General features: G+C 62.8%; 23 protein-coding genes. 10 read left to right on the top strand and 13 right to left on the bottom strand.

The genetic code is table 11. The features are described from left to right. The first annotated feature begins 1 nt into the window (after position 1). Positions 2 to 316 (top strand): hypothetical protein, encoded by a 315-nt coding sequence (locus B0G74_RS29195; protein ID WP_132378750.1) that lies wholly within the window; start codon positions 2 to 4, stop codon positions 314 to 316. 19 nt (positions 317 to 335) lie between these two features. On the opposite strand, the gene B0G74_RS29190 is transcribed toward B0G74_RS29195, so the two are convergent. Beyond that, on the bottom strand, positions 336 to 1,253 hold the full coding sequence (locus tag B0G74_RS29190) for a LysR family transcriptional regulator (RefSeq protein WP_132378748.1): 918 nt from the start codon (positions 1,251 to 1,253) through the stop codon (positions 336 to 338). Positions 1,254 to 1,438: 185 nt separating this feature from the next. Between B0G74_RS29190 and B0G74_RS29185 the strand changes: the two genes are divergently transcribed. Together B0G74_RS29185 and B0G74_RS29180 are read left to right on the top strand one after the other, a co-directional pair. Beyond that, entirely contained in the window at positions 1,439 to 2,698 is a 1,260-nt protein-coding gene (locus B0G74_RS29185) for an MFS transporter (protein WP_132378746.1), read from the top strand. A gap of 235 nt (positions 2,699 to 2,933) precedes the next feature. After that, positions 2,934 to 4,043 (top strand): alkene reductase, encoded by a 1,110-nt coding sequence (locus tag B0G74_RS29180; RefSeq protein ID WP_132378744.1) that lies wholly within the window; start codon positions 2,934 to 2,936, stop codon positions 4,041 to 4,043. 119 nt (positions 4,044 to 4,162) lie between these two features. Here B0G74_RS29180 and B0G74_RS29175 read toward each other — a convergent pair whose 3' ends face one another. The 5 genes from B0G74_RS29175 to B0G74_RS29155 form a co-directional block, all read right to left on the bottom strand. Next, positions 4,163 to 5,083, bottom strand: coding sequence for a LysR family transcriptional regulator (locus B0G74_RS29175; RefSeq protein ID WP_132379476.1), 921 nt, complete (start codon positions 5,081 to 5,083; stop codon positions 4,163 to 4,165). Positions 5,084 to 5,192: 109 nt separating this feature from the next. Continuing rightward, the gene (locus tag B0G74_RS29170; protein ID WP_132378742.1) at positions 5,193 to 5,777 is read right to left on the bottom strand and encodes a TetR/AcrR family transcriptional regulator; all 585 of its coding nucleotides are present in this window, start codon (positions 5,775 to 5,777) and stop codon (positions 5,193 to 5,195) included. A 78-nt stretch (positions 5,778 to 5,855) separates the two neighbouring features. After that, positions 5,856 to 6,989 carry a Gfo/Idh/MocA family oxidoreductase gene (locus B0G74_RS29165; RefSeq protein ID WP_132378740.1) on the bottom strand — a complete coding sequence of 378 codons (1,134 nt, stop codon included), beginning with the start codon at positions 6,987 to 6,989 and terminating at the stop codon, positions 5,856 to 5,858. Between the two features lie 81 nt (positions 6,990 to 7,070). Next, positions 7,071 to 7,817 (bottom strand): SDR family NAD(P)-dependent oxidoreductase, encoded by a 747-nt coding sequence (locus B0G74_RS29160; RefSeq protein ID WP_132378738.1) that lies wholly within the window; start codon positions 7,815 to 7,817, stop codon positions 7,071 to 7,073. A 259-nt stretch (positions 7,818 to 8,076) separates the two neighbouring features. Continuing rightward, positions 8,077 to 8,787 carry a FadR/GntR family transcriptional regulator gene (locus B0G74_RS29155; RefSeq protein WP_132378736.1) on the bottom strand — a complete coding sequence of 237 codons (711 nt, stop codon included), beginning with the start codon at positions 8,785 to 8,787 and terminating at the stop codon, positions 8,077 to 8,079. A 422-nt stretch (positions 8,788 to 9,209) separates the two neighbouring features. Here B0G74_RS29155 and B0G74_RS29150 point away from each other — a divergent pair, with 422 nt between their 5' ends. The 3 genes from B0G74_RS29150 (at position 9,210) to kdgD (ending at position 13,015) form a co-directional block, all read left to right on the top strand. Further along, the gene (locus tag B0G74_RS29150; protein ID WP_132378734.1) at positions 9,210 to 10,541 is read left to right on the top strand and encodes an MFS transporter; all 1,332 of its coding nucleotides are present in this window, start codon (positions 9,210 to 9,212) and stop codon (positions 10,539 to 10,541) included. Positions 10,542 to 10,673: 132 nt separating this feature from the next. Beyond that, positions 10,674 to 12,023: a glucarate dehydratase gene (gene gudD, locus B0G74_RS29145; RefSeq protein ID WP_132378732.1), complete on the top strand. Its 1,350-nt coding sequence runs from the start codon at positions 10,674 to 10,676 to the stop codon at positions 12,021 to 12,023. A gap of 74 nt (positions 12,024 to 12,097) precedes the next feature. After that, positions 12,098 to 13,015 (top strand): 5-dehydro-4-deoxyglucarate dehydratase, encoded by a 918-nt coding sequence (kdgD, locus tag B0G74_RS29140; protein WP_132378730.1) that lies wholly within the window; start codon positions 12,098 to 12,100, stop codon positions 13,013 to 13,015. 43 nt (positions 13,016 to 13,058) lie between these two features. On the opposite strand, the gene B0G74_RS29135 is transcribed toward kdgD, so the two are convergent. The 3 genes from B0G74_RS29135 to B0G74_RS29125 form a co-directional block, all read right to left on the bottom strand. Continuing rightward, on the bottom strand, positions 13,059 to 14,567 hold the full coding sequence (locus tag B0G74_RS29135) for an MFS transporter (RefSeq protein ID WP_132379474.1): 1,509 nt from the start codon (positions 14,565 to 14,567) through the stop codon (positions 13,059 to 13,061). A gap of 306 nt (positions 14,568 to 14,873) precedes the next feature. Beyond that, positions 14,874 to 15,329, bottom strand: coding sequence for a type II 3-dehydroquinate dehydratase (locus tag B0G74_RS29130; protein ID WP_132378728.1), 456 nt, complete (start codon positions 15,327 to 15,329; stop codon positions 14,874 to 14,876). A 60-nt stretch (positions 15,330 to 15,389) separates the two neighbouring features. Next, positions 15,390 to 16,766, bottom strand: coding sequence for an MFS transporter (locus B0G74_RS29125; protein ID WP_132378726.1), 1,377 nt, complete (start codon positions 16,764 to 16,766; stop codon positions 15,390 to 15,392). Positions 16,767 to 16,999: 233 nt separating this feature from the next. Here B0G74_RS29125 and B0G74_RS29120 point away from each other — a divergent pair, with 233 nt between their 5' ends. Next, complete coding sequence (locus B0G74_RS29120) at positions 17,000 to 17,782, top strand: IclR family transcriptional regulator (protein ID WP_132378724.1); 783 nt, start codon at positions 17,000 to 17,002, stop codon at positions 17,780 to 17,782. Here the strand turns inward: B0G74_RS29120 and B0G74_RS29115 are convergent. From B0G74_RS29115 to B0G74_RS46825, 3 genes are all read right to left on the bottom strand, one after another. Then, entirely contained in the window at positions 17,756 to 18,862 is a 1,107-nt protein-coding gene (locus B0G74_RS29115) for an SDR family oxidoreductase (protein WP_132378722.1), read from the bottom strand. The genes B0G74_RS29120 and B0G74_RS29115 overlap by 27 nt on opposite strands. 105 nt (positions 18,863 to 18,967) lie before the next feature. Beyond that, complete coding sequence (locus B0G74_RS29110; protein WP_132378720.1) at positions 18,968 to 19,831, bottom strand: intradiol ring-cleavage dioxygenase; 864 nt, start codon at positions 19,829 to 19,831, stop codon at positions 18,968 to 18,970. A gap of 107 nt (positions 19,832 to 19,938) precedes the next feature. Next, the gene (locus tag B0G74_RS46825; protein WP_243658342.1) at positions 19,939 to 20,295 is read right to left on the bottom strand and encodes a hypothetical protein; all 357 of its coding nucleotides are present in this window, start codon (positions 20,293 to 20,295) and stop codon (positions 19,939 to 19,941) included. A 176-nt stretch (positions 20,296 to 20,471) separates the two neighbouring features. Between B0G74_RS46825 and B0G74_RS46820 the strand changes: the two genes are divergently transcribed. Both B0G74_RS46820 and B0G74_RS29100 read left to right on the top strand, forming a co-directional pair. Beyond that, positions 20,472 to 20,627: a hypothetical protein gene (locus B0G74_RS46820; protein WP_243658341.1), complete on the top strand. Its 156-nt coding sequence runs from the start codon at positions 20,472 to 20,474 to the stop codon at positions 20,625 to 20,627. Positions 20,628 to 20,738: 111 nt separating this feature from the next. Next, positions 20,739 to 21,044, top strand: coding sequence for a hypothetical protein (locus B0G74_RS29100; RefSeq protein WP_165923940.1), 306 nt, complete (start codon positions 20,739 to 20,741; stop codon positions 21,042 to 21,044). A gap of 157 nt (positions 21,045 to 21,201) precedes the next feature. Here the strand turns inward: B0G74_RS29100 and B0G74_RS29095 are convergent, their stop codons facing one another. After that, positions 21,202 to 22,080: an NmrA family NAD(P)-binding protein gene (locus B0G74_RS29095; protein ID WP_132378716.1), complete on the bottom strand. Its 879-nt coding sequence runs from the start codon at positions 22,078 to 22,080 to the stop codon at positions 21,202 to 21,204. Positions 22,081 to 22,198: 118 nt separating this feature from the next. On the opposite strand from B0G74_RS29095, the gene B0G74_RS29090 reads away from it, so the two are divergent. Beyond that, a complete protein-coding gene (locus tag B0G74_RS29090) occupies positions 22,199 to 23,083 on the top strand; it encodes a LysR substrate-binding domain-containing protein (protein ID WP_132378714.1) in 885 nt (294 codons plus the stop codon). Positions 23,084 to 23,122 lie beyond the last annotated feature (39 nt).

Raw genomic sequence — 23,122 nt, 5'->3', positions numbered from 1 at the left:
GATGAAATTACGTGAGCTGGCTCATTCGCGTACCGGCGACAAAGGCAATACGCTGAACATCTCGGTGATCTGCTATGACGCGAAGAACTATGAACATCTATGCACGGTGCTCACGCCGGAGCGGGTCAAAGCGCATCTGCGTGATGTAGTGCAGGGCGAGGTGGCGCGCTACGACCTGCCCGCGATTGCCGCGTTCAACTTCGTGCTGGGCAATGCGCTCGGCGGCGGCGTGACGCGTTCGCTCGCACTCGACGCACACGGCAAGTCGCTGAGTTCGTCGTTGATGGATCTCGATGTCGAGGCGCCGACCGCGTAGTACGCGAATGCGGCCGCCTTCAGGCGTCCGCTTCTTCCCAAGGCGGCACCGGCTGCCACGCTTCGATCAACTCATCGATGAAAAGCCGCACTTTCGGAGTCAGGTGCCGGCGCGTCGGATAGATCGCGCGAATCGGCAGCGCCTGCGCTGCGAACGATTGCAGCAACGGTTGCAAGCGATCTTGGCGGATTTCGCTCGCGACCAGATAGGTGGGCAGATTGATGATGCCCACGCCTTTCACCGCCGCGCCGATTAGAGCCTCGGCGCTGTCCATCTTCAATCTGCCGCCGGTTTCCACGACCTGTTGCTCGACGCCGGCAAAGAGCCACGGTTGCGGTCGTCCCAGGCTGACGAATTGCAGGCACTCATGGTGCGCGAGATCGAGCGGCGAGAGCGGCGCGCCGCGCTTCGCCAGATAAGCCGGCGACGCACACGTGATCAGCTTTTGCGTGGCCACCGTGCGGGCGATGAGCCGCGAGTCCGGTTTCGGTTCGCCGACGCGGATGGCGACGTCGATCCCCTCGTCGACGAGATCGACGAAGCGGTCCGTGAAGCTGACCTCGGCGCTGACCGCCGGCCAGCGTTCAAGAAACGACGTGATGATCGGCAACACCTGGCGGTGACCGAGCGCAATCGGCAGGCTGATGCGTAACGTGCCTGCCGGCGTCCCGCTGCGTACCGCCATGGCCGTCTCGGTCTCTTCGAGGTCTTCGAGAATCTGCGTGCAGCGCGCGTAAAACACGGAGCCGTCGTCCGTGAGTCCCAGACTATGCGGCGTTCGATGCAGCAGGCGCACCTGCAAGCGTGCTTCGAGACGGGCAATGATCTTGCCGACCGCCGAGCGCGTGATCCCGAGTTGCTGCCCCGCCGACGTAAAACTGCCGGCCTTGACCACGGTGACGAAGGTCGCGATGTCGTTGATGTTGCCGAGCGCCAAGTCGAGATCCTCCCCAACGGGTGTGTGCAACGTGGATGAGCGGCTTCGCGCGATCCGTCGCGCTCCGATGATAGCGCGTCGCCCGTCTGTCGCGGTGAAGGGGAGCCACATTCCCCATCGATCCTCCTACTCTGCGTTCAGGACGCAATGCCCTCAATTTCAATGTCTGAATCGGAGAAACATCCATGGATGCCAATCAACTTGCCAGCTCGTCCGCGAGACCGGCACTCGCGAGCGACGGTACGCCGCTCATGCCGACTGTGGCGGCGGCCACGCGCGGACCGTCATGGGCCGCGGTTTTATCCGTCGCGGTCGGCTCGTTCGCTTTCGTCGCCACGGAGTACATGCCCGTCGGCTTGTTGCCGCAGATCGCGTACGATCTCGGCGTCACGCCCGGCACAGCAGGACTGATGGTGACGACGCCGGGCATCATCGCCGCGATCTCGGCGCCGGCGCTGCTGCTTGCCGCGGGCCGCATCAACCGCCGTTTGATCCTGTTGCTGCTGGCCGTGCTGCTGCTCGCGTCGAACGTGATCTCCGCAATCGCACCGAGCTTCGCCGTGATGCTGGTGGGCCGCGCGTTGCTGGGCGCAAGCCTCGGCGGGTTCTGGACCGTCGCGCTCGGCGCGTCGGGGCAACTCGTGCGCGAGGACCAGGCTGCCCGCGCTGGCGCGACGATTTTCATGGGCATCACGCTGGCGACGGTGATCGGCGTGCCGCTCGGCACCTTGATCGCCGATTTGAGTTCGTGGCGCATGTCGTTCCTCGCGACTTCGGTGCTCGCGGCCGTCGCGTTGGCCGCGCAGGCCGTATTTCTGCCGTCGCTGCCGCCCAAGTCCGCAATCCGCATGAACGACTTCCGCGCCATGCTGCAACGCTCGAACGTGCGCCGCAGTCTGTGGCTGGTCGGGCTGCTGTTCGGCGCGCACTTCGCGGCCTATACGTACATCGCGCCGTTCCTCGAGCGCAATGCGGCGTTCGGTCCGTCGTGGGTCACGGCGCTGTTGCTCGGTTTCGGCGTGGTCGGCTTCGCTGCGAATTTCGCGGTTTCCGCTGTAGTGACGCGCCATCTGAAGGTCTCGCTGCTGATGTTGAGCGCGCTGATGGCGCTCACCTTGTTCGCGTTGCCGATGCTGCAAATCTCGCGTGTGGGTGTGATCGCCGCGGTGATGGCGTGGGGCATCGCGTACGGCGCGATCCCGCTGAGCCTGAGCATCTGGATGCAATGGACTTCGCCGGACCGCCCTGAAGCCGGTTCGTCGATGTTCGTCAGCACCGTGCAGACTTCGATCGCGCTCGGCTCGCTGGCCGGCGGCGCGGTGGTCGATCACCTCAGCATCGCCTCGACGATGCACTTCGGCGGCTTGCTAGCTGTGCTGAGCATGCTCGTAATCATGACGTTCAGCACGCGTCACGCGAGCCTGAAGGACGTGCTCGTCAAGTAGCCGGCACGCTGTTGAAACACAGTTGCCGCGCAATCCAAACAATCGGTGATGGGAGTGCAGTCCAGCAGGCGCAAGGGTTTCGGCGCATTGCGGACTGCACGCTCCGAAGTCTTCGGAGCAGCGGCCCGTTTTTCTGCGCGGGCCGCGCCTATAGATTGTCAATCAACGCCGGTCGGCGCCGTGAAGCGCTCGGCGGCAATCATTCACCGGATCGACTTCAAGAGAAAAGAACATCATGAGCAAGCTGTTTACCCCCGTCAAAGTAGGACCTTATGAATTCGCACACCGCGTCGTGCTCGCACCGCTGACCCGCATGCGTGCCGAAGACGGCGCGCGCCCCGGTCGCCTGATGGCCGAGTATTACGCGCAGCGCACTTCCGCGGGCGCATTGCTGATCGGCGAGGCGACGACTGCCGCGCCCGATGGCAACGGCTACCTCGGCGCCCCCGGCCTTTACGACGACAGCCAGATCGCCGGCTGGCGCGAAGTCACCGATGCGGTGCACGCGAAAGGCGGCAAGATCTTCCTGCAGCTGTATCACGCAGGACGTCAGTCGAATGCCGAATTGCAGCCTGAAGGACGCCGGCCGGTGGGCCCGTCGGAAGTGCTGCACGGCGGCGTCGCTTATACCAACGCCGGCTGGATTCCGAACACGCCGAACCGCGCGCTGGAGATCGACGAGATTGCGGCGATCGTCGAGAGTTTTCGCACGGCGGCTGAACGCGGCGTGAAGGCGGGCTTCGACGGCGTCGAATTGCACGCTGCGAACGGCTATCTGTTCGACCAGTTCTTGCAAGATGGCAGCAACAAGCGCACGGACGCCTATGGCGGGTCGTTCGAGAATCGCGCGCGCTTTTTGATGGAGGCCACCCGTGCGGTGATTTCCGTGTGGGGCAGCAACAAGGTCGCCGTGCGTCTCGGACCGAGCGGGTCGTGGGGCGATATGTCGGACAGCGATCCGGTCGGTCTCTTCACCTACGTTGCGGCCGAGTTGGCCAAGCTCGATCTCGCGTATCTGCACCTGATCGAGCCGCGCATTGCCGGCAATGTCGAAGATGAAAGCCGCGATCCGAACCCGGTCGCCGCGCAGACGATCCGCCAGCACTACGCGGGGACGATCATCGCTGCGGGTGGTTTTAAGGGCGATTCGGCGGAAGCGATTCTTGTTGATGGAGATGCCGATCTCGTCGCGTTCGGCCGCGATTTCATCGCCAATCCGGATTTGCCGGAGCGGTTGCGCCGCAAGTTGCCCCTCAATACGTACGATCGGCCGACGTTTTTCGGCGGCACGGAAGTGGGCTACACGGACTATCCGTTTTATGAAGAAGAGGCGGTGAGCGCATAAGCTCGTTGCTTGTCGAAGCGGATGTTGTGAAAGCCGGCGTGTTCAGTGAGTTGATGAATACGCCGGCTTTTTCGTGCGAGGCAGTACGCGGTGAAGAGTCTCGAGCGCGGATCGTCCACTCAAGCGCGGCCAGCGCCACGTGCCGCCGCAGCGGAGACAGGAAACAGATGCTCGCTCAGAAAATCGACGAAGACTCGCGCCTTAGGCGAGATCTGACGCCCGGACGGCCACAGCGCGCGAAACACGGTAGGCGTATCCGTGTACGGTTGCAGCACGGCAACCAGCGAGCCTCGCGCGAGCTGCGCACGTATCGTGAAGTCGGGCACGCAAGCAAAGCCCAGGTCTTGTTCGGCAAGCATGGTCAAAGGCTCGATGGCAGTGGCGATGGCCACCGTTGGAAGGTCGATGTCCAGCGTTTCGCCATCGCGGCTCAGCGGCCAGCGGCGCAGTTTGTTGGTGGTCGGAAAACGATGTTGCAGGCAGGCGTGGTCGCGCAGTTGCTCGGGTTCGCCAGGCACACCACGCTGCTCGAAGTAAGCGGGCGAGCCGACGATCACATGCCGGTACGTGCCCATCGCGCGCGTGACGAGCGCCGAGTCTGCCACGTCGCCGGTGCGGGTCACGACATCAAACCCTTCCTCGATCACATCGACCATGCGATCAGAGAAATCGATATCGAGCGTGATATCTGGATACTCCTTCATAAACGCGCCGATCACCGGCATCATCAGCGTGCTCACCATGGGCATACTGACGCGCAGCAGTCCGCGTGGCGCGGAATTGGCGAGCGCCAGTTCGGTCTCGGCCGCTTCGATTTCTCCGATGATGCGCTGGCAGCGCGTCAGAAAGGTCGCGCCCTCGGGCGTCAACGCGATGCTGCGCGTGCTGCGGTGAAAGAGGCGCACGCCGAGCCGTCCTTCGAGCCGCGAGATCGCCTTGCCGACCGCCGACGACGAAATGCCCAACTGGCGGCCCGCTTCAGTGAAGCTGCGGGTTTCGGCGGCGCGCACGAACACGTTGAGCGAACCGAACCGGTCCATCGCACCCTGCGAAGCGCCGCTCTCGCCGGTAGCAGCCGGCGTCGTTGAACGCGCCGTGACTGCGGCAGGACGGCCTGCGTGATTGGGCGGCGTCATCGGGAGCTCCTTGTCAGGCCCGCTGCAAAACGCTGGAAAACAGCACTTCCTTCAGATTGACGACCGGCGCCGGATCGCGCTGCGCTTTGGCGAGCAGAAACGCGCCTTGCATCGACGATACGATGAAGGTGGCGAGTTGCTCGCAGTTCGTATCGGCTCGCACCTCGCGCGCCGTGACAGCGGCTCGCAGGCAATACAGAACGGACTTTTCGATTTCGGCGAAGATCGCATTGAGCCGCGAGCGGATCGCTTCGCTGTCGCTCGAGTCGGCGGCGAAATTGCCCAGCAGGCAGCCATTGCGCGAATCGTTCTGGCTGATGAGCCGGATATGCACGTCGATGTATTTGCTGAGACGAAATAGCGGTTTCAGTTCGTCGTTGAGCAGCGTCTCGCGCATCTCGGCCTGTGCCCGGTCGAGATACAGTTCGATCACTTCGAGGCCGAATGCTTCCTTCGACGTGAAGTGGTTCGTGAACGAGCCATGCGGCACGCCCGCCGCCTTGACGATGTCCCGCACGCTCGCGCCGTTGAAGCCGAATTCGTGGATGACGCGCATGCCTTCGGCGATCAGCGTGTCTTTGTGTGAAGGTTTCGGCATGGTCGGAAGTTCTCTGGCAATACAGGCGCCCCGCATTGTGTCATGCACAAGTGCGGGGCGGCTGATGAATGGACCGCGTCAATCGAGTTCGATATGGCGGCCGCTGTCCGATGATTCTACGGCGGCGTCGAGCAGCTTGTGCAGACGCACCGCATGTTCGAAGGTCGGCGCGGTGTGGGTGCCGGTGCGGACGTCGTCGGCGAAGGCTGCGTACAACTGGGCGAGTTCCAGTACCGCCGATGGCAGATCGGACGGCGGCAACTGGTCATACGGCGCGGGCACGGGCAGCGTCGCGAGCGGCAGGTTGTCGCCGTGCGCGCCTTCGATCACGTAGTCGTCGCCGACATTGCCGAACGCCGAACGATTCGTGATGCGCAGATCGCCTTCCGTACCCGTGATGTCGATCTGCACGCCCGAACCATTGCGCTTGCCGCCTTCGATATGCACCGACAGCACCGCGCCGTCTGCAAGGCGGCCGGCGAGCACGAGTTGATCGGGCGTGGTGGTCGGCATGACTTCGCCGGTCTGCGCGATCGTCACCTGCTCGAACTGATTGATGCTGAGCGCGGCAATGCTGTGCGGCCACCCGGTCGCTTCGAACAGCATGTCGAGGAAGTGGCCAGCGTAGATCGCGATCACGCTCGAGAAGTTTTCCGGCGGCACGGTCCAGCGCAGCGACTGCGAACGCAGCGCCTGGAAGTAGTTCATGCTCACGTGAATGCGCACCGAGCGCAGCTTGCCGACATAGCCTTGCGCGAGCAGATCGCGTACGTAACGGTTGTGCGGCGCGAGCCGCCTTTGCAGCCCGACCACGTGACGCACATTGGCCTCGCGCGCCAGATCGATCAGTTCCTGCGAGGTGGCGACGCGTGGCGTCAGCGGCCACTCGCAGTAGACGTCCTTGCCGGCCGCGATCGCGGCGCGCACGCCTTCTGCGTGCTGCGGTGCCGTCGTCAGAACGATGACCAGATCGACTTCGGGATGCTTGACCAACTCATCAAGTGAATCGACCACATATTTGAAGCCGTAGCGTTCGGCCACGGCCTCGGCCGCCTCTCGACGCTGGCTGAACACGGCGGTGAGTTCGTATTGGGGCAGCAGGCTCAGCACGCGTACGTGCCCGTGTTGCGCCCAGTTGCCCACGCCGACGATACCGACGCGGATCGGCGCGGCGCTGGATACTGCGGAATTTACTGCGGAATTTTGAGTCATGGAAACACCTGCGCGAGAGCGCGCGACGGGTCCGGCCGGAAACGCACTAGCCTGTTTCCGGCCGGACCAAACAACAATGGATTAGACGCCGGCGAACTGGTCGTTGAACTGCGTGACGAATGCGGCTTCGTTCGGACCGGGGTTGTTGCGCATGGGGCGGGCGATCTCGACGACGGCTTCGTCGGCGTCCGTGCCGAGTTCATGCATGGTCTGTTCGATGAACGGTGCAAGCGGCATGGCGCGCGGTTCGTTCTTGCTGTCGAGCAAGTCCGTCTGCACCCACGGCGGCGCAATTTCGACGACGCGCACCGAGGTGTCCTTCAGCTTGTAGCGCAGCGATTGCGTGTACGAGTGGATCGCGGCCTTGGTCGACGAATAGACGCCGGAGATGGCCATCGGCACGAAGCCGAGTACCGACGACACGTTGATGATGGTCGCGTCGTCTTGCTGCTTGAGATGCTCGACGAGTTCGCCCGTCAGGCGGATCGGGCCCATCAGGTTGGTGGTGAGCGTGGAGACGATCAGCGCGTCGTCGACCGGTTTGCTGAGGTCGTCGATCTGCATGATGCCGGCGTTGTTGATCAGCACGTTTAGCGACGGGTACTGCGCGATCAGTTGTTGCGAGACCGAGGCAATGCTCCGCGGGTCCGTGATATCCAGTTCGACCGACTGCATGCCGGGGTTGGCGGCAATCGTTTCTTCGAGATTCGCCTTGCGGCGGCCGGCGATGATGACCTGATTGCCGAGTTTGTGGAACGCTTCAGCGAGTCCGCGGCCGATGCCCGAACCGCCGCCGGTGATGAAAATAGTGTTGCCCGTGAGTTTCATGATGGATATCTCAAAGTGGATTCAAGGTCCGCGTTGTTGTCGGGGTTGGACGGCAAACGCGCGATGGAGGAAATATGGACGAACGTATTAAACCCATCAAGCGGCTCGACATGAATGCACTATTCCGCTGAGACTAACAATGCTGCACGAGTGGCGCGGCATGTGGTCGCGCCGTTCCACCCGGCCTGTACGTCAACCAGTACGCTTGTATTTTTCAGAAGAAAGGAGGGCGGTGGGCGGCCGCCCGCTCACCGGCGAATCAGCCGCCCGCTTTACTCAACTCGTGAGCGCGGCGCAGCCGTTCACGGCTGTTGCTCAGGTGCATGCGCATGGCGGCGCGCGCGTCGTCCGGGTCTTGCCGTTCGATCGCCCGATAGATCATCTGATGCTCGCTGAGCACGTTGCGCAGATGCTCGATATGGTCGAGTTCCGCGATCTCCGCGGAGCCGAGCCGCGTGCGCGGACTCACCGCGCGGCCAAGCTGGCTGAGCACGTCGAAGAAATAGCGATTCCCGCTCGCGCGTGCAATCTGCAAATGAAACTCGATGTCGTGCGCGAGTGTATCGGTGCTGCCGCGCTCGAGTTCGGACTCGAAACGCTCCAGCGCGCCGCGGATCTGCTTCAGGTTCTGGTCGGTGCGCCGCGCCGCGGCGAGCGCGGCGGAGGCGGCTTCGACGTCGATACGGAATTCGATGATCGCCATCACGTCCAGCATGCTGGAGAGATCGGCGGCGGGCAACTGCATGGATTTTTCCGTGGCCGGCGCCAGCACGAAGGTGCCGATGCCGTGACGTGTCTCGACCACCTTGGCCGCCTGCAGCCGCGAAATCGCCTCGCGCACCACGGAGCGGCTCACCGAGAGCTGCTTCATCATCGCGACTTCGGTGGGAATGCGGTCGCCTGGCCTCAAGGTGCCGCGGCGGATTTCATCGGAAAGGGTGGCCACCACCTTCTCAGTTAGGCTGCTCATTTCTGTGGCTGGTTGATTGTTCGGCTGGAAATACACACGTTGCGTGCGAGTGGCGTCGTGCGACGCCTCGACATAGCCATCATAGCGCCTGTCCGGATCAGAACGATTTGATCCTCGCGTTCGCTATGGTTGGCGGAGATGAGGTTTGGCCCCTGCATGACAGATGAAAAACGGGAGTGATTTCTATGTCATCAGACATCCTAGTTCAAATCTAAATATTCGTCTTCATTCGGCTGAATGCGTTGCCAGTACGGTGGTGTGGGCATATTTTCAGGGTAAACACTGCATTGGAATTGCAAATAAAAGCACGGTAGACTGTCGTCAGACAACGTATCACGCGTTTCGGGACGGGACACCGGCCTTTTGAATGCGGAGCGTTGCGCTCGATCAGGTCGCCAGAGCGGCCGAAACTGGAGACCATCTTGACCTCTGCTCTCACCACCGCCGCCGATCCGCTCGAATCCGCGGTCTCCAAGGTCAAGCGGCACGTGCTGCCGCTGTTTCTGATCATGTTCATCGCGAACTACATCGACCGCGTGAACATCGGCTTCGTCAATTCCCACATGCAGACGGACTTGGGCATTGGCGCTGCGGCTTACGGCCTCGGGAGCGGTCTGTTCTTTGTCGGCTACGCGCTGTTCGAGGTGCCCTCGAACGTGTTGATGCAGAAGTACGGCGCGCGCGCGTGGCTCACCCGCATCATGGGCACGTGGGGGCTGGTCGCGGCGGCGATGGCGTTCGTCTGGAACGACACCTCGTTCTATGTGCTGCGGTTCCTGCTCGGCGTCGCCGAGGCCGGCTTCTTTCCCGGCGTGGTTTTTTACTTCACGCAGTGGCTGCCGCAGAAGGAGCGCGGCAAGGCGGTGGCGGTTTTTCTCGGCGGCTCAGCGCTCGCATCGGTTCTGTCCGGTCCGGTCACCGGCAGTCTGCTGTCCATTCGCGGCTTCGGTTTGCACGGCTGGCAATGGATGTTTCTCATCGAAGGCGGTTTTTCGATCGTGCTGTGCGCGGTGAGCTGGATGCTGCTGAAGTCGCGTATTCGCGATGCCTCGTGGCTTACGGCTGAAGAGCAGAACGTGCTGCAGACGTCGATCGCGGCCGAGCAGGCCGAACGCGAGGCGCACGGCGGCGCGCATCTGCCGGCCATGAAGCTGCTGAAGGATCCGCAGATTCTGCTGTTCTGCTTTCTGTACTTCGCCATTCAACTGACCATCTACGCGGCCACCTTCTGGCTGCCCACGATCATCCGCAAAATGGGTGGCCTGTCCGACTTCGAGGTCGGCATGCTCAACGCGATTCCCTGGCTCATCGCCATGGTCGCGATGTACTGCTTCGCGTTGTTGTCGGCGAAATGGCGCTTCCAGCAGGCGTGGCTGGCCGTGGCGCTCGTCATTGCGGCGTGCGGGCTGTTCGCTTCGACTTCGGGCAATCCGGTGCTGTCGTTCGTGGCCATCTGTTTCTCGGCGATCGGCTTCAAGGCGGCGGCTTCGCTCTTCTGGCCGATCCCGCAAGGTTACCTGGACGCACGCGTGGCCGCAGCGGTGATCGCATTGATCAACTCGGTAGGCAACCTCGGCGGATTCTTCGCGCCGGCCACGTTCGGCTATTTGCAGCAGCACACCGGGTCGATTGCCGGCGGCCTGTATGGCCTTGCCGTGGCTTCGTTGATCGCGGCGGTGGCCGGTTTCCTGACCCGCAACCGGCGCGTGAACCACGACGCGCTGCCGGAATCGCTCCAGCATGAAGTCCACTGACTACACTGACTGACAGAACCGCCAATCATGCGTCGCGCACTTTCCAGTTTCCGTCCGGTGCCCGTGTCGAGCGCGACTGCACAGCGCCTTGATTTCCGCCGCCCGGCTCACTAACTCATCCGGTCCAACATCATGTCCACGAAACCTTCCGAATCGAACGCCACTCCGGTCGTTACTGAACTGCGTGTCGTGCCTGTCGCCGGCCGCGACAGCATGTTGCTCAATCTGAGCGGCGCGCATGGCCCTTTCTTCACGCGCAATATCGTCATTCTGCGCGACAGCGCGGGGCATACCGGCGTCGGTGAAGTGCCGGGCGGCGAGAGCATCCGCAAGACCATCGACGATGCGCGTCCGCTCGTCGTCGGTCAGTCGATCGGCAATCTGCAAGCGGTTCTGAACAAGGCGCGCACGCAATTCGCCGACCGCGACGCAGGCGGCCGCGGTTTGCAGACCTTCGATCTGCGCACCACCATTCACGCGGTGACCGCGCTCGAAGCCGCGCTGCTCGATCTGCTCGGCCAGCATCTGGGCGTGCCCGTCGCCGCGCTGCTCGGCGAAGGCCAGCAACGCGACGAAGTGGAAATGCTCGGCTATCTGTTCTACATCGGCGATCGCAAGAGGACCGACCTGGAATACGCGAGCGGCGCCGATGGCCGCGACGACTGGGAGCGCGTGCGCACCGAAGAAGCCATGACGCCCGAGGCCGTCGTGCGTCTCGCCGAAGCGGCGCAGGCGCGCTACGGCTTCAACGACTTCAAGCTCAAAGGCGGCGTGCTGTCGGGCGACGCCGAGATCGAAGCCGTCACCGCGCTCGCCGAACGTTTCCCGAAGGCCCGCGTGACGCTGGATCCGAACGGCGCCTGGTCGCTGGCGGAAGCGGTGCGCCTGTGCCGCGACCAGCACGACGTGCTCGCCTATGCGGAAGATCCGTGCGGCGCGGAAAACGGCTATTCGGGCCGCGAGGTGATGGCCGAGTTCCGCCGCGCGACCGGCTTGCCGACGGCGACCAACATGATCGCCACCGACTGGCGCCAGATGGGCCACGCGATCCAGTTGCAGTCCGTGGATATTCCGCTTGCCGATCCGCACTTCTGGACCATGCAAGGCTCGGTGCGCGTCGCGCAGATGTGCAATGACTGGGGCCTTACGTGGGGTTCGCACTCGAACAATCACTTCGACATTTCCCTCGCCATGTTCACGCACGTGGCGGCCGCCGCGCCCGGCAAGATCACCGCAATCGACACGCACTGGATCTGGCAGGACGGCCAGCGTCTGACGCGTGAGCCGCTGCGGATCGTCGGCGGCAAGGTCAAGGTGCCGCAGGCCGCGGGGCTCGGTATCGAACTCGACATGGATGAGATCGAGAAGGCGCACGCGCTTTATCAGCAGCACGGCCTGGGCGCGCGCGACGACGGCGTGGCCATGCAATATCTGATTCCGAACTGGAAGTTCGATAACAAGCGCCCGTGCCTGGTGCGCTAAACCGACGATGATCCGGATGGGGCGCGCATGACCGCGCGCTCACCACACTTGAAGCCTTAAACGCTATTCACGCCATGACTTCACCTCAAGAACTCAAAGCCATCGTTTCCGAAGGGCTGCTGTCCTTTCCCGTGACCGACTTCGACGCGCACGGCGATTTCCGTGCCGACACCTATGCTGCGCGTCTCGAATGGTTGGCGCCCTACGGCGCGACCGCGCTGTTCGCCGCGGGCGGCACGGGTGAATTCTTTTCGCTGACGAAAAGCGACTACACGGACGTGATCCGCACGGCGACCGATACCTGCAGAGGCAAGGTGCCGATTCTCGCGGGCGCGGGCGGCCCGACCCGCGTGGCGATCGACTACGCGCAGGAAGCCGAACGTCTCGGCGCAAGCGGCGTCTTGCTGATGCCGCATTATCTGACCGAGGCGTCGCAGGAAGGCATCGCGGCGCACGTGGAGCAGGTGTGCAAGTCCGTGCCGAACATCGGCGTGATCGTGTACAACCGCGCGAACTCGAAGCTGAACGCCGACATGCTCGAGCGTCTCGCGGACCGCTGCCCGAACCTGATCGGCTTCAAGGATGGCGTGGGTGAAATCGAAGCGATGGTGACGATTCGCCGCCGTCTCGGCGATCGTTTCTCGTATCTCGGCGGGCTGCCGACCGCGGAGGTCTATGCCGCGGCTTATAAGGCGCTGGGTGTGCCGGTGTATTCGTCGGCGGTATTCAACTTCATTCCGAAGACGGCGATGGAGTTTTACCGCGCGGTCGCTGCGGACGATCATGCAACGCAAGCCAGGCTGCTCGACGAATTCTTCCTGCCGTATCTGGCGATCCGGAATCGTCGCGCGGGTTACGCGGTGAGCATCGTGAAGGCGGGTGCGAAGCTGGTAGGCCACGACGCCGGTCCGGTCCGCGCGCCGCTGACCGATCTGACGGACGAAGAGATCGCGCAACTCGATGCGCTGATCAGGAAGCTCGGCACGCAGTAAGCAACGTGCCAGCTACAGCGGCGGTCGGGGCCGACCGCCGTTTTCAACTCTTGCGAAACACCACGTGCGAGATCCGCTGCACCAGCAGCGCGGCCGCCAGCGCCGCCACTGCCGTCAGCCACACGCCGATATGAATCGACTGCACAAGCGCATCGCGCGCCGTGTCGATCAAGGCGAACGTATCGAGCCCTGACGGCTTCATATCCGCGATCAGCTTCAGACGCGACGCTTCGTCGATAAGAATGCGCAGGTCGACGAAGCGAGGCCGCCATTGCGACGCGGCCGGCTCGCCGAGCACGCTCATCGTGCGCGTGACCACGTCGCGATAGTGATGCTGCACCACAGTCGCGACAATGCTCGTGCCCAGCATGCCGCCCACCATGCGCGTGGATTGCAGCAGTGCTGTGGTGATGCCGAAGCGTTCGCGTCCGGCAATCTCCTGGCCGAACACATTCAGATTGTTGAGGATGAAACCGAGACCGATACCGACCGCGGCCATCGGCAATTCGATCCGCACGTGCGGTGTGTCCGGATTCGCAAACGCCAGCGCGATCGACGCGAACAGCAGCAGCGCGAAGCCGATCGACAGGATCTGCGTCGGCTTCTTCATGTGAATCACGATGCGCGTATTCAGCAGACTGCCGAGCGCGATACAGGCGGCGATCGGCGTGGCGAGCAGGCCGGCCTGTTGCGGCGACAGTCCGAAGCCGCCTTGCAGCAGCAGCGGCGCGAAGAAGATCAGCGAAAACATCACGAAGCCCGACAGCATGCCGAGCGTGAACAGCGTGACGAGTTGCGGGTCCTTGAATAGATCGAGCGGAATGATCGGATGCGTGGCGCGCTTCTCGCAGATCAGCAGTGCGACCGTGCCCACGATCACGCAAACGGCCAAGGTGAGATTGCCGGCGGTCAGGCCGCTTTTCGGCACTGCTTCGATGAAAGCCTGCAGACCGCCGAGCACAGCGGCAACCAGCGCCGCGCCGAGCCAGTCGATTTTGACTTCGCCTTCATGCGGACGCCGGAAGCTCGGCAGATGCGCCCAGATGAAATAGAGCGCCGCCGCGCCGACCGGCAAATTGATCAGAAAGGTCGAGCGCCAGCCCCAGTGTTCGCTCATCCAGCCGCCGAGCGACGGTCCCGCCGCGGTGCCGATGCCGTACGCCGCGGCCATCACCACTTGCCAGCGCACTCGCGCGCGCGGATCGGGAAACAGATCGGGAATCGACGCGAACGCCGTGCCGACCATCATCCCGCCGCCGACACCTTGCAAGCCGCGCGCGATCACGAGAAACAGCATGTCGTTCGCGACGCCGCAGAGCACCGACGCCACCGTGAACGTGATGACCGCGGCGAGCACGAAACGCTTGCGGCCGAAGTAGTCGCCGAGCCGCCCGAACACCGGGACCGTCACCACCGAAGCCAGCAGGTACGCGCTGGCGATCCACGCGTAGTACTCGAAGCCGTGCAGCTCGGCGACGATGGAAGGCAGCGCGGTGCTGACGACCGTCTGATCGAGTGCGACCAGCATATTGACGAGGCCGATGCCGAGCATGGCGAACAGCGCGTTTCGGAAAGGCAGGGCAGTGGCAGTCGGATTCACGGATCTGAGGGGAAAGCTTTTTTTCAATGTGGACGCTGCGCGGCCGGCGCAGGTCAGGGTCTTGACGACTGATGTCCTCTAGTTGTCTGACCTCTTGGAATGAATTATACGGGTTTTCCCTTATTCGAAACTATTCTCTGGAATTTCGGGGCAAAAAAAATGCCGTGCGCGGCCGGCACGGCTTGATGGGTGGAGCGAGCGGGCAAGAGGCGTCGGGTTGCGCGCGGGCGATGTACTGGCCGCTCCGCGCGCGCAGCTTCAGCCGAAACTCGGACTTTTGCCGAGCGCCATCGCCATTGCCTGCAGCGCGATGAGATAGCCGTTGGCGCCGAGTCCGCAAATCACGCCGGTCGCCGCGCGCGAGATGAGCGAATGGCGATAGGTTTCGTCGCGTTTATGAATGTTGGTGATGTGCAGTTCGATCAACGGCCGCTCGATCAGCTTGACCGCGTCGAAGACCGGCACCGACGCGAACGAAAATCCCGCCGGATTGATGATCACCGCGGCGTCGCGTTCGAACGCTTCCTGCAGCCAGTCGACCATGGTGGCCTCGCTGTTGGTCTGGCGGAACTCGCATTCGAGCTCCAGCCGGACCGCGAGCGCCTCCACCTGCTGCTGGATTTGCGCCAGCGTGGTCGTCCCATACAGATGCGGCTCACGCTTGCCGAGCATGTTGAGGTTCGAGCCATTCAGTACATATACGAGTTCAGTCATTGTTCGGTCGCCTGTCTGCAAATATTCGATGATTCAGTGTCACGCTGTAGAGCACGTTTATTACGTGCGATGGCTGTTGCTCACGCCCGCCGTCGCAAAGTCCGCTTCGCCCGTGACGGCCGCCGTCGAGTCGGTGCGGTTCATGTCGATGCCGAGGGTTTCGCGCGCAGTCAGGATCATCACCAGCGAAATCACGTTGAAGACCACGCACACGGCGACCACGCCCCACGGCGAACCGTTGCACACGGCAAAGAGCCACACGGCCAGCACCGGCATCGGACCGCCCGCCACCAGGTTCGCACCGGTGTAGGCGAGCGCGGAGCCGGAGTAACGCACATTGGTCGGGAACGCTTCGGCGAACGCGACCGGTTGAATGCCGCTTTGAAACTGCGTGAAGCCGAGGAAGAAGCCCATCGCCGCGAGCATCGGTACAAAGCTTTTGGTGTCGAGAATCTGGAAGTACACGAAGAGCATCAGCAAGGTCGCGGTCGAACCGATCGCGAGCGCTTTCTTGCGGCCGATCCGGTCGCTCAGCATGCCCCCGGCAAGCGCGCCGACGATCGCGCAGACATTGGCGCCCATCAGCAGAAGAAAGCCGGTTTGCTTCGGGATGGCGAGCGTCTTCGTGATGTAGCTGAGCGAGAACACCACGATCAGGTAGAAGATCGCCGCCGGTCCGCAGAAGAACAGCATCCAGCGCAGAACGGTTCTCCAGTGCAGACGCAATGCGTCGCGCAGCGGGCTGCCCACGTGTACGACTTCCGTTTTGCGCAGCGCCACGAAGGCAGGCGTCTCGCTGACTCGCAAGCGGATATACACGCCGACTATCACGAGAATGAAGCTCAGCACGAACGGGATGCGCCAGCCGTACGAATCGAACGCCTGCGCCGACATCGTGGACGACAGCAGAAGCAGCACGCCATTGGCCATGATCTGACTGAGCGGCGAGCACAGGCCCAGCAGCCCGGAGTACTTGCCGCGCCGGTCGGCGCTGGCGTGTTCGATCGCCATCAATTGCGCGCCGGTCGATTCGCCGCCGAGCGCGAAGCCTTGCAGAATGCGCAGCAGCACCAGCAGGACCGGCGCCCATACGCCGATGCTCGCGTAGGTCGGCAACAGGCCCATCAGCATCGACGCGAGACCCATCACCGTGACGGTGCCGAGCATGAGGTTGCGTCGCCCGAGCTTGTCGCCCAAATGGCCGCAGATGATCGCGCCGAGCGGCCGCGCGGCGAGCCCCACGCCGAAAGTCGCGAGCGAGGCGAGCAGGGCGGACGTCGAGTCCATCGAAGGGAAAAACAGTTTGGGTAAAACCGTGGCGGCCAATGCGCCGTAAAGCGTGAAATCGAACCACTCGAGCGCGGTGCCGACGGCCGCCGCCGTGACCGCTCGCGTGCGCATCGCGGCATGCGTGCCTTGTTGCGTTTCCTGAATCATGTTGTCTCCTTAACCGTCGCCGCGCGGGATGCAGGTCGCAAGCGAGGAGCGCCGCCGACCGTTTCCCGCTCTCTTGTCTAATCGATGAACTCGGGGCGCTCTCGACTCGCTGTGCGCGTCGCGCCGCCTTGAAACCAAGGTTAGCATCCTTGGGTGGGATGCCGTTCCAGGGTGGAATTTGATCCCATAATGTGCAAAACTGCCTGCGCGAACCCCTGCAAACGGAGACCGATATGCCCGGCGTTACGGAGCGCACCCTCGCGGTACTCGAATTCCTCGCCACGCAAATGGAGGGAACGCCGCTCGCAATGATCGCGGACGAGCTGGATATTCCGCGTAGCGCATGCCATCGGCTGCTCGTCGATCTGAAGCAATGCGGTTATGTGCGGCAGTTGCGCGAGCACGGCGATTACGTGCTCACCACCAAGCTCGTCGGACTGGGGCTCGGTTTTCTCGCGACCTCCGGCATCGTGGACATTGCGCAGACCATGCTCGATCGGCTCGCCGAGACATCCGGCGAACTGGTGCGGCTCGCGATCGTGGACGGCGACCGGCTGACGTGGGTCGCCAAGGCGCAGGGCGCGCTGAAGGGTTTGCGCTACGACCCGGACATGGGCATGGACACGATCCTCTCGTGCAGCGCCACGGGCCACGCATGGATGATGACCATGACCGACGAACGCGCGCTCGAACTCGTATCACGCCAGGGCTTCGGGCAGCCCAAGCAATACGGTCCCAACGCGCCGACCACGATCAGCGGACTGCTGAAGTTCGTGCACGCCGCGCGCGAACGAGGCTATGCGACGATCAACGAAGTCTTTGCCCCCGGCATGACGGCCATGGCCGCGCCCGTGCAGCGGCGCGGCTATCCCGCCATGGGCGTGATCAGCATTGCCGGGCCGCTCGTGCGGCTCGACGAAAAACGCATGGCCAGCCTCGGCTCGACACTGCTCGCGGCCGCTTCGGAACTCGCCGCCGCGAGCCACGCGTCACCTCTGTTCAATCGAGGCCGCTAGCCGCGTGCGCGTATCGCTGGGCAGAATGCGCTCCGCCTTCAACCGGTCGAACAGCGCGAAGAAGGCGTCGGGCGTGCTCTGATAATCGAGGAAGCCTGCCTGCCGGCTCTTGCTCATATCCGTGAGCACTTCCATCGGGCGGCCAAGGTCCGCGTCGGTGTGCCACCACGAGGCGAGCTTGCCGATGTCGGCCTCCTTCAGATCGAAGCGCGCGGCGATATCGGCCCATGCCTTGCCCGCGTCCTGCATACGGCCTTCCAGCGGACGTGTTTCGCCATCGAACGGTACAGCTTCGATCCCGAAGTAGCCGGCGATTTGCGACCACATCCATTTCCAGCGGAACACGTCGCCGTTGACCACGTTGAAGTCTTCGTTGCGCGCCTTCTCGGACGTGGCGGCCCACTCGAGGTGGCGCGCGAGCAGCCGCGCGTCGGTCATGTCGGTGAGGCTGTTCCATTGCGCCGCCGATCCGGGGAAGACGAACGGCTGGCCGGTCTGCTTGCACAGCGTCGCGTAGACGGCGAGCGTCACGCCCATGTTCATCGCATTGCCGAGCGCGAAGCCGATGATCGTATGCGGACGATGCACGCTCCAACTGAAATCGTAGCGCTGCGCGGCTTCAAACAAACGGTCTTCCTGCTCATAGTAAAAGTTGTCGACTGGCTGGCGGCCCTGTTCCTCGCGAAACGGTGTGATGGGCACCGCGCCGGTCGCATACGCTTCGAACGGGCCGAGGTAATGCTTGAGGCCTGTCACGAGCGCGGCATGCTCGAGCGTGCCTGACGGGCCCACGGCGTCCATGACGTGACGCACCATCGCGCCGTTCACGCGAATGTTGTCTTTCTCCGTGGCCTGGCGCGACCACGCGGTGAGGAACACATGGCTGAATGCCTGGCCCGCGAGCGCCTTGCTGACTGAGTCGGCGGACTGCAGATCGGCCGTAATCGATTCGATTGCCGGCGACACCGGCGTGCGGCCGCGCGAGAGTCCGGCGACCTGCCAGCCGTTCGAAAGCAACTGGTCTGCCAGATTGCCGCCGACAATGCCGCTCGCGCCGATGATGAGTGCTCGTTTTTCCATGGGAATCAAAGTGAGTAGGTGAATGCCTGTCGACGCGGAGCGGTTCTACGACCGGGTTTGATCCGCGGGCTCAATGCGTCTTTTGCGATAGAAAAGTGACTCGTGTTATGTGGATCGGTTCAGCACGAAGTCGAATTCGAGCGTGCTGAACGGCGTAGTCATGGACGTGCCGTCCGGCGCCGTGCCTGCCTCATGGTGCTTCCACTGTGCGACGAGCGATGAGCGAACGCCGAACACCGCGTCCGAATCGAGGTACTGATCGCCTTCGCGGAACACGTGGGTGACGAGGCGCTCGTAGCCCGGCGCAGTGATCATGAAATGCAGATGGGCCGGACGCCACGGATGCCTGTCGAGCGCTGCGAGCATGCGCCCGACCGGACCGTCGTGTGGAATCGGATAAGGCTCGGCGACGATGGAACGGAAGTGATAACGCCCGTCAGCGAGACTATGGAGCACGCCTCTGGCGCGATGCGTGTCGTTGCCGGCGTGTTGCACGTCGTAGAAGCCGTCCGCGTCGGCTTGCCAGACTTCGATGCGTGCGTTGGCCACCGCTTCGCCGTCCGCGCCCTTGACGGTTCCCGACACGAAGCAGGGTTCGCCGCGTGCGCCGTTGGACACGTCGTCGCCGTTTCGATAGGCGGGCGCGCCTTCGACGAAAAACGGCCCGAAGACCGTCGCTTCCGTGCAGCCCGGCGGCTTGCGGTTGGCCATTGCCGTGACGAGCATCGACAAGCCGAGCGTGTCCGAGAGCAGGATGAATTCCTGGCGTTTGTCGTCGGTGATATGGCCGACGTCGGTGAGGAAACGAATGCCCTGTTCCCATTCGTTCTCGCTCAGGTTCACCTCGCGCGCGAACGCATGCAGATGCCGCACGAGGCTCGTGACGACGGTTTTCAGCCGCTCGTCGCCTGCGTGCGCGTGGCGCGCCAGAACCGCTTCCGTGATCGTGTTTTCGTCGAGATTGCGCATGACCGTGACGTCTCCATCCTGTCGGTCATGCGATTATCGGCTTGTTTGGAATCGGGCGCAGGCAAGCCATTCGCGCTGCGCGCGCCGTTCAGATTTGCAGCTTGAATTTAGTGGTTATTCCACCATTCGGTGGCTTTCTGTTTATCCCAGGCGGGCAGCACTTCGCGATCGATGGATGCGTTGGTCAGCGCCGGAAAGTCCTTTTTGAATGCCGTCACGTCGTCGTCGAACTGGTCGGTCACGCTGATGTCCCACGTCCCGCCGCTGAAACCGGCGACCGCCTGATCGACCAGCGGAATGACCGGTCCCGCGCGCAATTCACCGTCTTTACGTTCGACGATCGTGGCGTCGATATGGCCGAGATACACGATCGAATTCGGTTTGATTTCGACGACTTCGTGAAGCGGCGTAAAGAACATGCCGTGGAACGGGAATACGCCGCTTTGACCGGTAATGCCGCGCATCACATATTTGCCCGGCGCGAGCGGGAGGCGAATGAAATAGTGATTACCCGTGTCACTCGTCGTGGCGGCTTGATCGTCGAATTTTGAAATTCAAACGATCATCCCGCGAGTCTGCCGCACCGCGCTCCATATGCACGACGATAGGGCTCGGCTGGTAGCTGGTGTGATAAGCGTTCTTGAGCGTCACCGTCATTAGCGCGTACGAGTTTTTCGTGGTGTCGACCGAACTCGTCGATGTGGTCGGCGACATGGTGGAAACAGTCGCGCAGCCTGACGTCAATAGCGCGCCGGCAATGGCAAAGAGTGCGATGTACTTTTTCATTACGAATTGAAAGGAGTGTGGTTTGTATTTTGGCCAATAATTAGCGTTGTTTATGCAGCGTGAATGATGTGGTACACGGCGCATGCCATGTAAACGGCCGGGTGAATCCAGAACTTGAGGGGTGCTTTTATTGGTGGCTTTAGAAAATTCGGGTAATCCGGAAAACCTCGAAGGTGGGACGATCTATGTGGAAGGCGCAGCCGGATATCTATTCGGTGGCACAGGCTCATTCATGCTTCTTGGTGTAAACCGTGAGCTTCTTCTCATGGGAGTCGTAAAGCCGGACCTGATCGGCATGGCGACTCGCGGCGCGCCGGCCGCAGTGGTAATCGCAGGGGTAAATGAAGGTCTTCAGGATACGGTTGGATTTGCTTTAATGTTCGGACAAGTCAAATACAAAGGGCTATACGCCGAAGATGCAGATTAAGTTGTCAAAATGTCCCGCTTCGGCAGGGCCTTTTATCCCACGAAGCGACGCCCCGCTTTCACGCGCGCTACGCCTTCGGCAATCTCGCGTATCAAGTCCAGCGCCTTGCGCGCGCGGTTGAAGTCGTGCAGCGCGCCGGCGCATATATGTTCGGGCATTAACCCTTCGCCCAGGCCGCCGCCATATCCACCGCGAAGTCCCGATAAGATCGCGGCTGCCGGCCGAGCAGCGTCGCGAGATGATCGATTTGCGCTTGCGATGCGACCGCGCCGTCCTGCTGATAGCGGCTCATCATCAGGCGCATGTCGTAAGCGAGCCAGCCCGGAGCGGCCGCTTTCAAACGCTGTTCCAGCACGTCGAGATCGTCGCCACCGTAGCGCACGGTGCGGCCCAGCGCTTCAGCCCAGATCGACACCACGGTTTCCGACGTGATCGCGTCAGGGCCGACCAGCTCATAAGTCTCGCGCGGCAAGCGGCCCGCGGCCCGCTCGCGGCGCAGCAGTTCGCGCGCGGCGGCCTCGCCGATATCGCGCACGTCGACCATGGAAATACCTTTGGCGCCGATCGGCATGCCGTACACGCCGTGCGTCAGCAGCGGCTCTTTCTGGCGCACGTCGTTCTGGATGAAATACGCGGGGCGCAACACGGTGGCGGGCAGATCGCAGTGCTCGATCATGCGCTCAACCGTGTGCTTGCCGGTGAAGTGCGGCACGTCGACATACTCGGCGCCCTTGAACACCGACAGGTACACGACGCCTTTCACGTCGGCTTCGCGCGCCACGCTCAGGGTCTGCAGCGCTTGCGTCAGTTCGTCCGGGGCGTTGGGTGCGAGCAGGAACAGCGTGCTGACGCCGTTCATCGCGCGGCGCAATCCGTCCACGTCGGACAGGTCGCCCTGGACTGCGGTGACGCTGTCCGGGAATTGCGCTTTTTCCGGCGTGCGAGTCAGCGCGCGAACTTGCGCGCCGCTGCCGCTCAGATGTTCGAGGACCTGCTTACCAACTACGCCCGTACTGCCGGTTACGAGGATTGCCATGACTTTCTCCTTGAGGGTTGGATGGACTGGAAGTCAGCCCGTAGACACACAATAGATGTTCCATTTGAACCGCGAAAGTGCAAAAATCCAGACACCTCGTCTCATATTTGGAACGATTATGGATTTGACGTCACTGGCCGATTTCAATGCGGTGGCGCTGCACGGCGGCTTCGGCCCGGCTAGCCGGGCGCTCGACCGCCCCAAGGCCACGCTGTCGCGGCGCGTGGCGGAACTGGAGGAAACGCTTGGCGTGCGGCTGATCGAGCGAGGCTCGCGCACGCTGCGGCTGACCGAAGAAGGTCTCGTGCTGCACGAGCGCACGCGGGGGTTGATGGCGGAAATTCAGGAGGCGGGTGAGGCGGTGGCGTCGCGCGCGCCGGTGCCACGCGGACGATTGCGGATCAGCGCGCCGGTCGTGTTCGCGCACGTCGTGCTGGTGCGGATCGCGACGCGTTTTGCGTTGGCCTATCCGCAGGTCGAACTCGAAGTGATTGCGGAGGACCGCGTCGTCGATCCAGTGGAGGACGGCTACGACCTGGTCATCCGCATCAATCCATCGCCTGACCAGCAACTCGTGGGGCGGCGCATTCTCGGCGACGAACGGCTCATGGTCGCGGCGCCCACAATGTCGGTACCTTCTCAGCCCACTGGCGACGCTGCCGCGTTGGCGGTGCCCGCGGTCGTGCTGGTGGCGGCATCGGCGGGTGCGAGTTGGAGCGTGCGCACGGAAATTGGAGTGAGGACGTTTGCGCCGATGCCGGTGCTGCGGCTCTCATCGCTGCTGATGGTGCGCGAAGCGGTGCTCGATGGGCTGGGCGCTTCACTGTTGCCCAAGTTGTTGGTCGAGCAGGATGTGGCGGCGGGGCGGCTCGTTTGTTGGGGTGTGGCGGATGGGCCGCCGGTCGAGATCTGGGCGCTGTACAACTCGCGGCGTCTACTGAGCGCCAAGGTGCGGGCGTTCATGGATCTGTTGCAGGATTTGCCGGGACGCGAGCGCAAATAGGCGGACGTAGGCGCCGATTGCGGCTTGCTTTTGCAATCG

Origin of the sequence: Paraburkholderia sp. BL9I2N2 (assembly GCF_004339745.1) — a bacterium.
Classification (GTDB): Bacteria; Pseudomonadota; Gammaproteobacteria; order Burkholderiales; family Burkholderiaceae; genus Paraburkholderia.
Note: the sequence above shows the minus strand (reverse complement) of the source record. Positions and strands in the feature narration are given on the sequence as shown.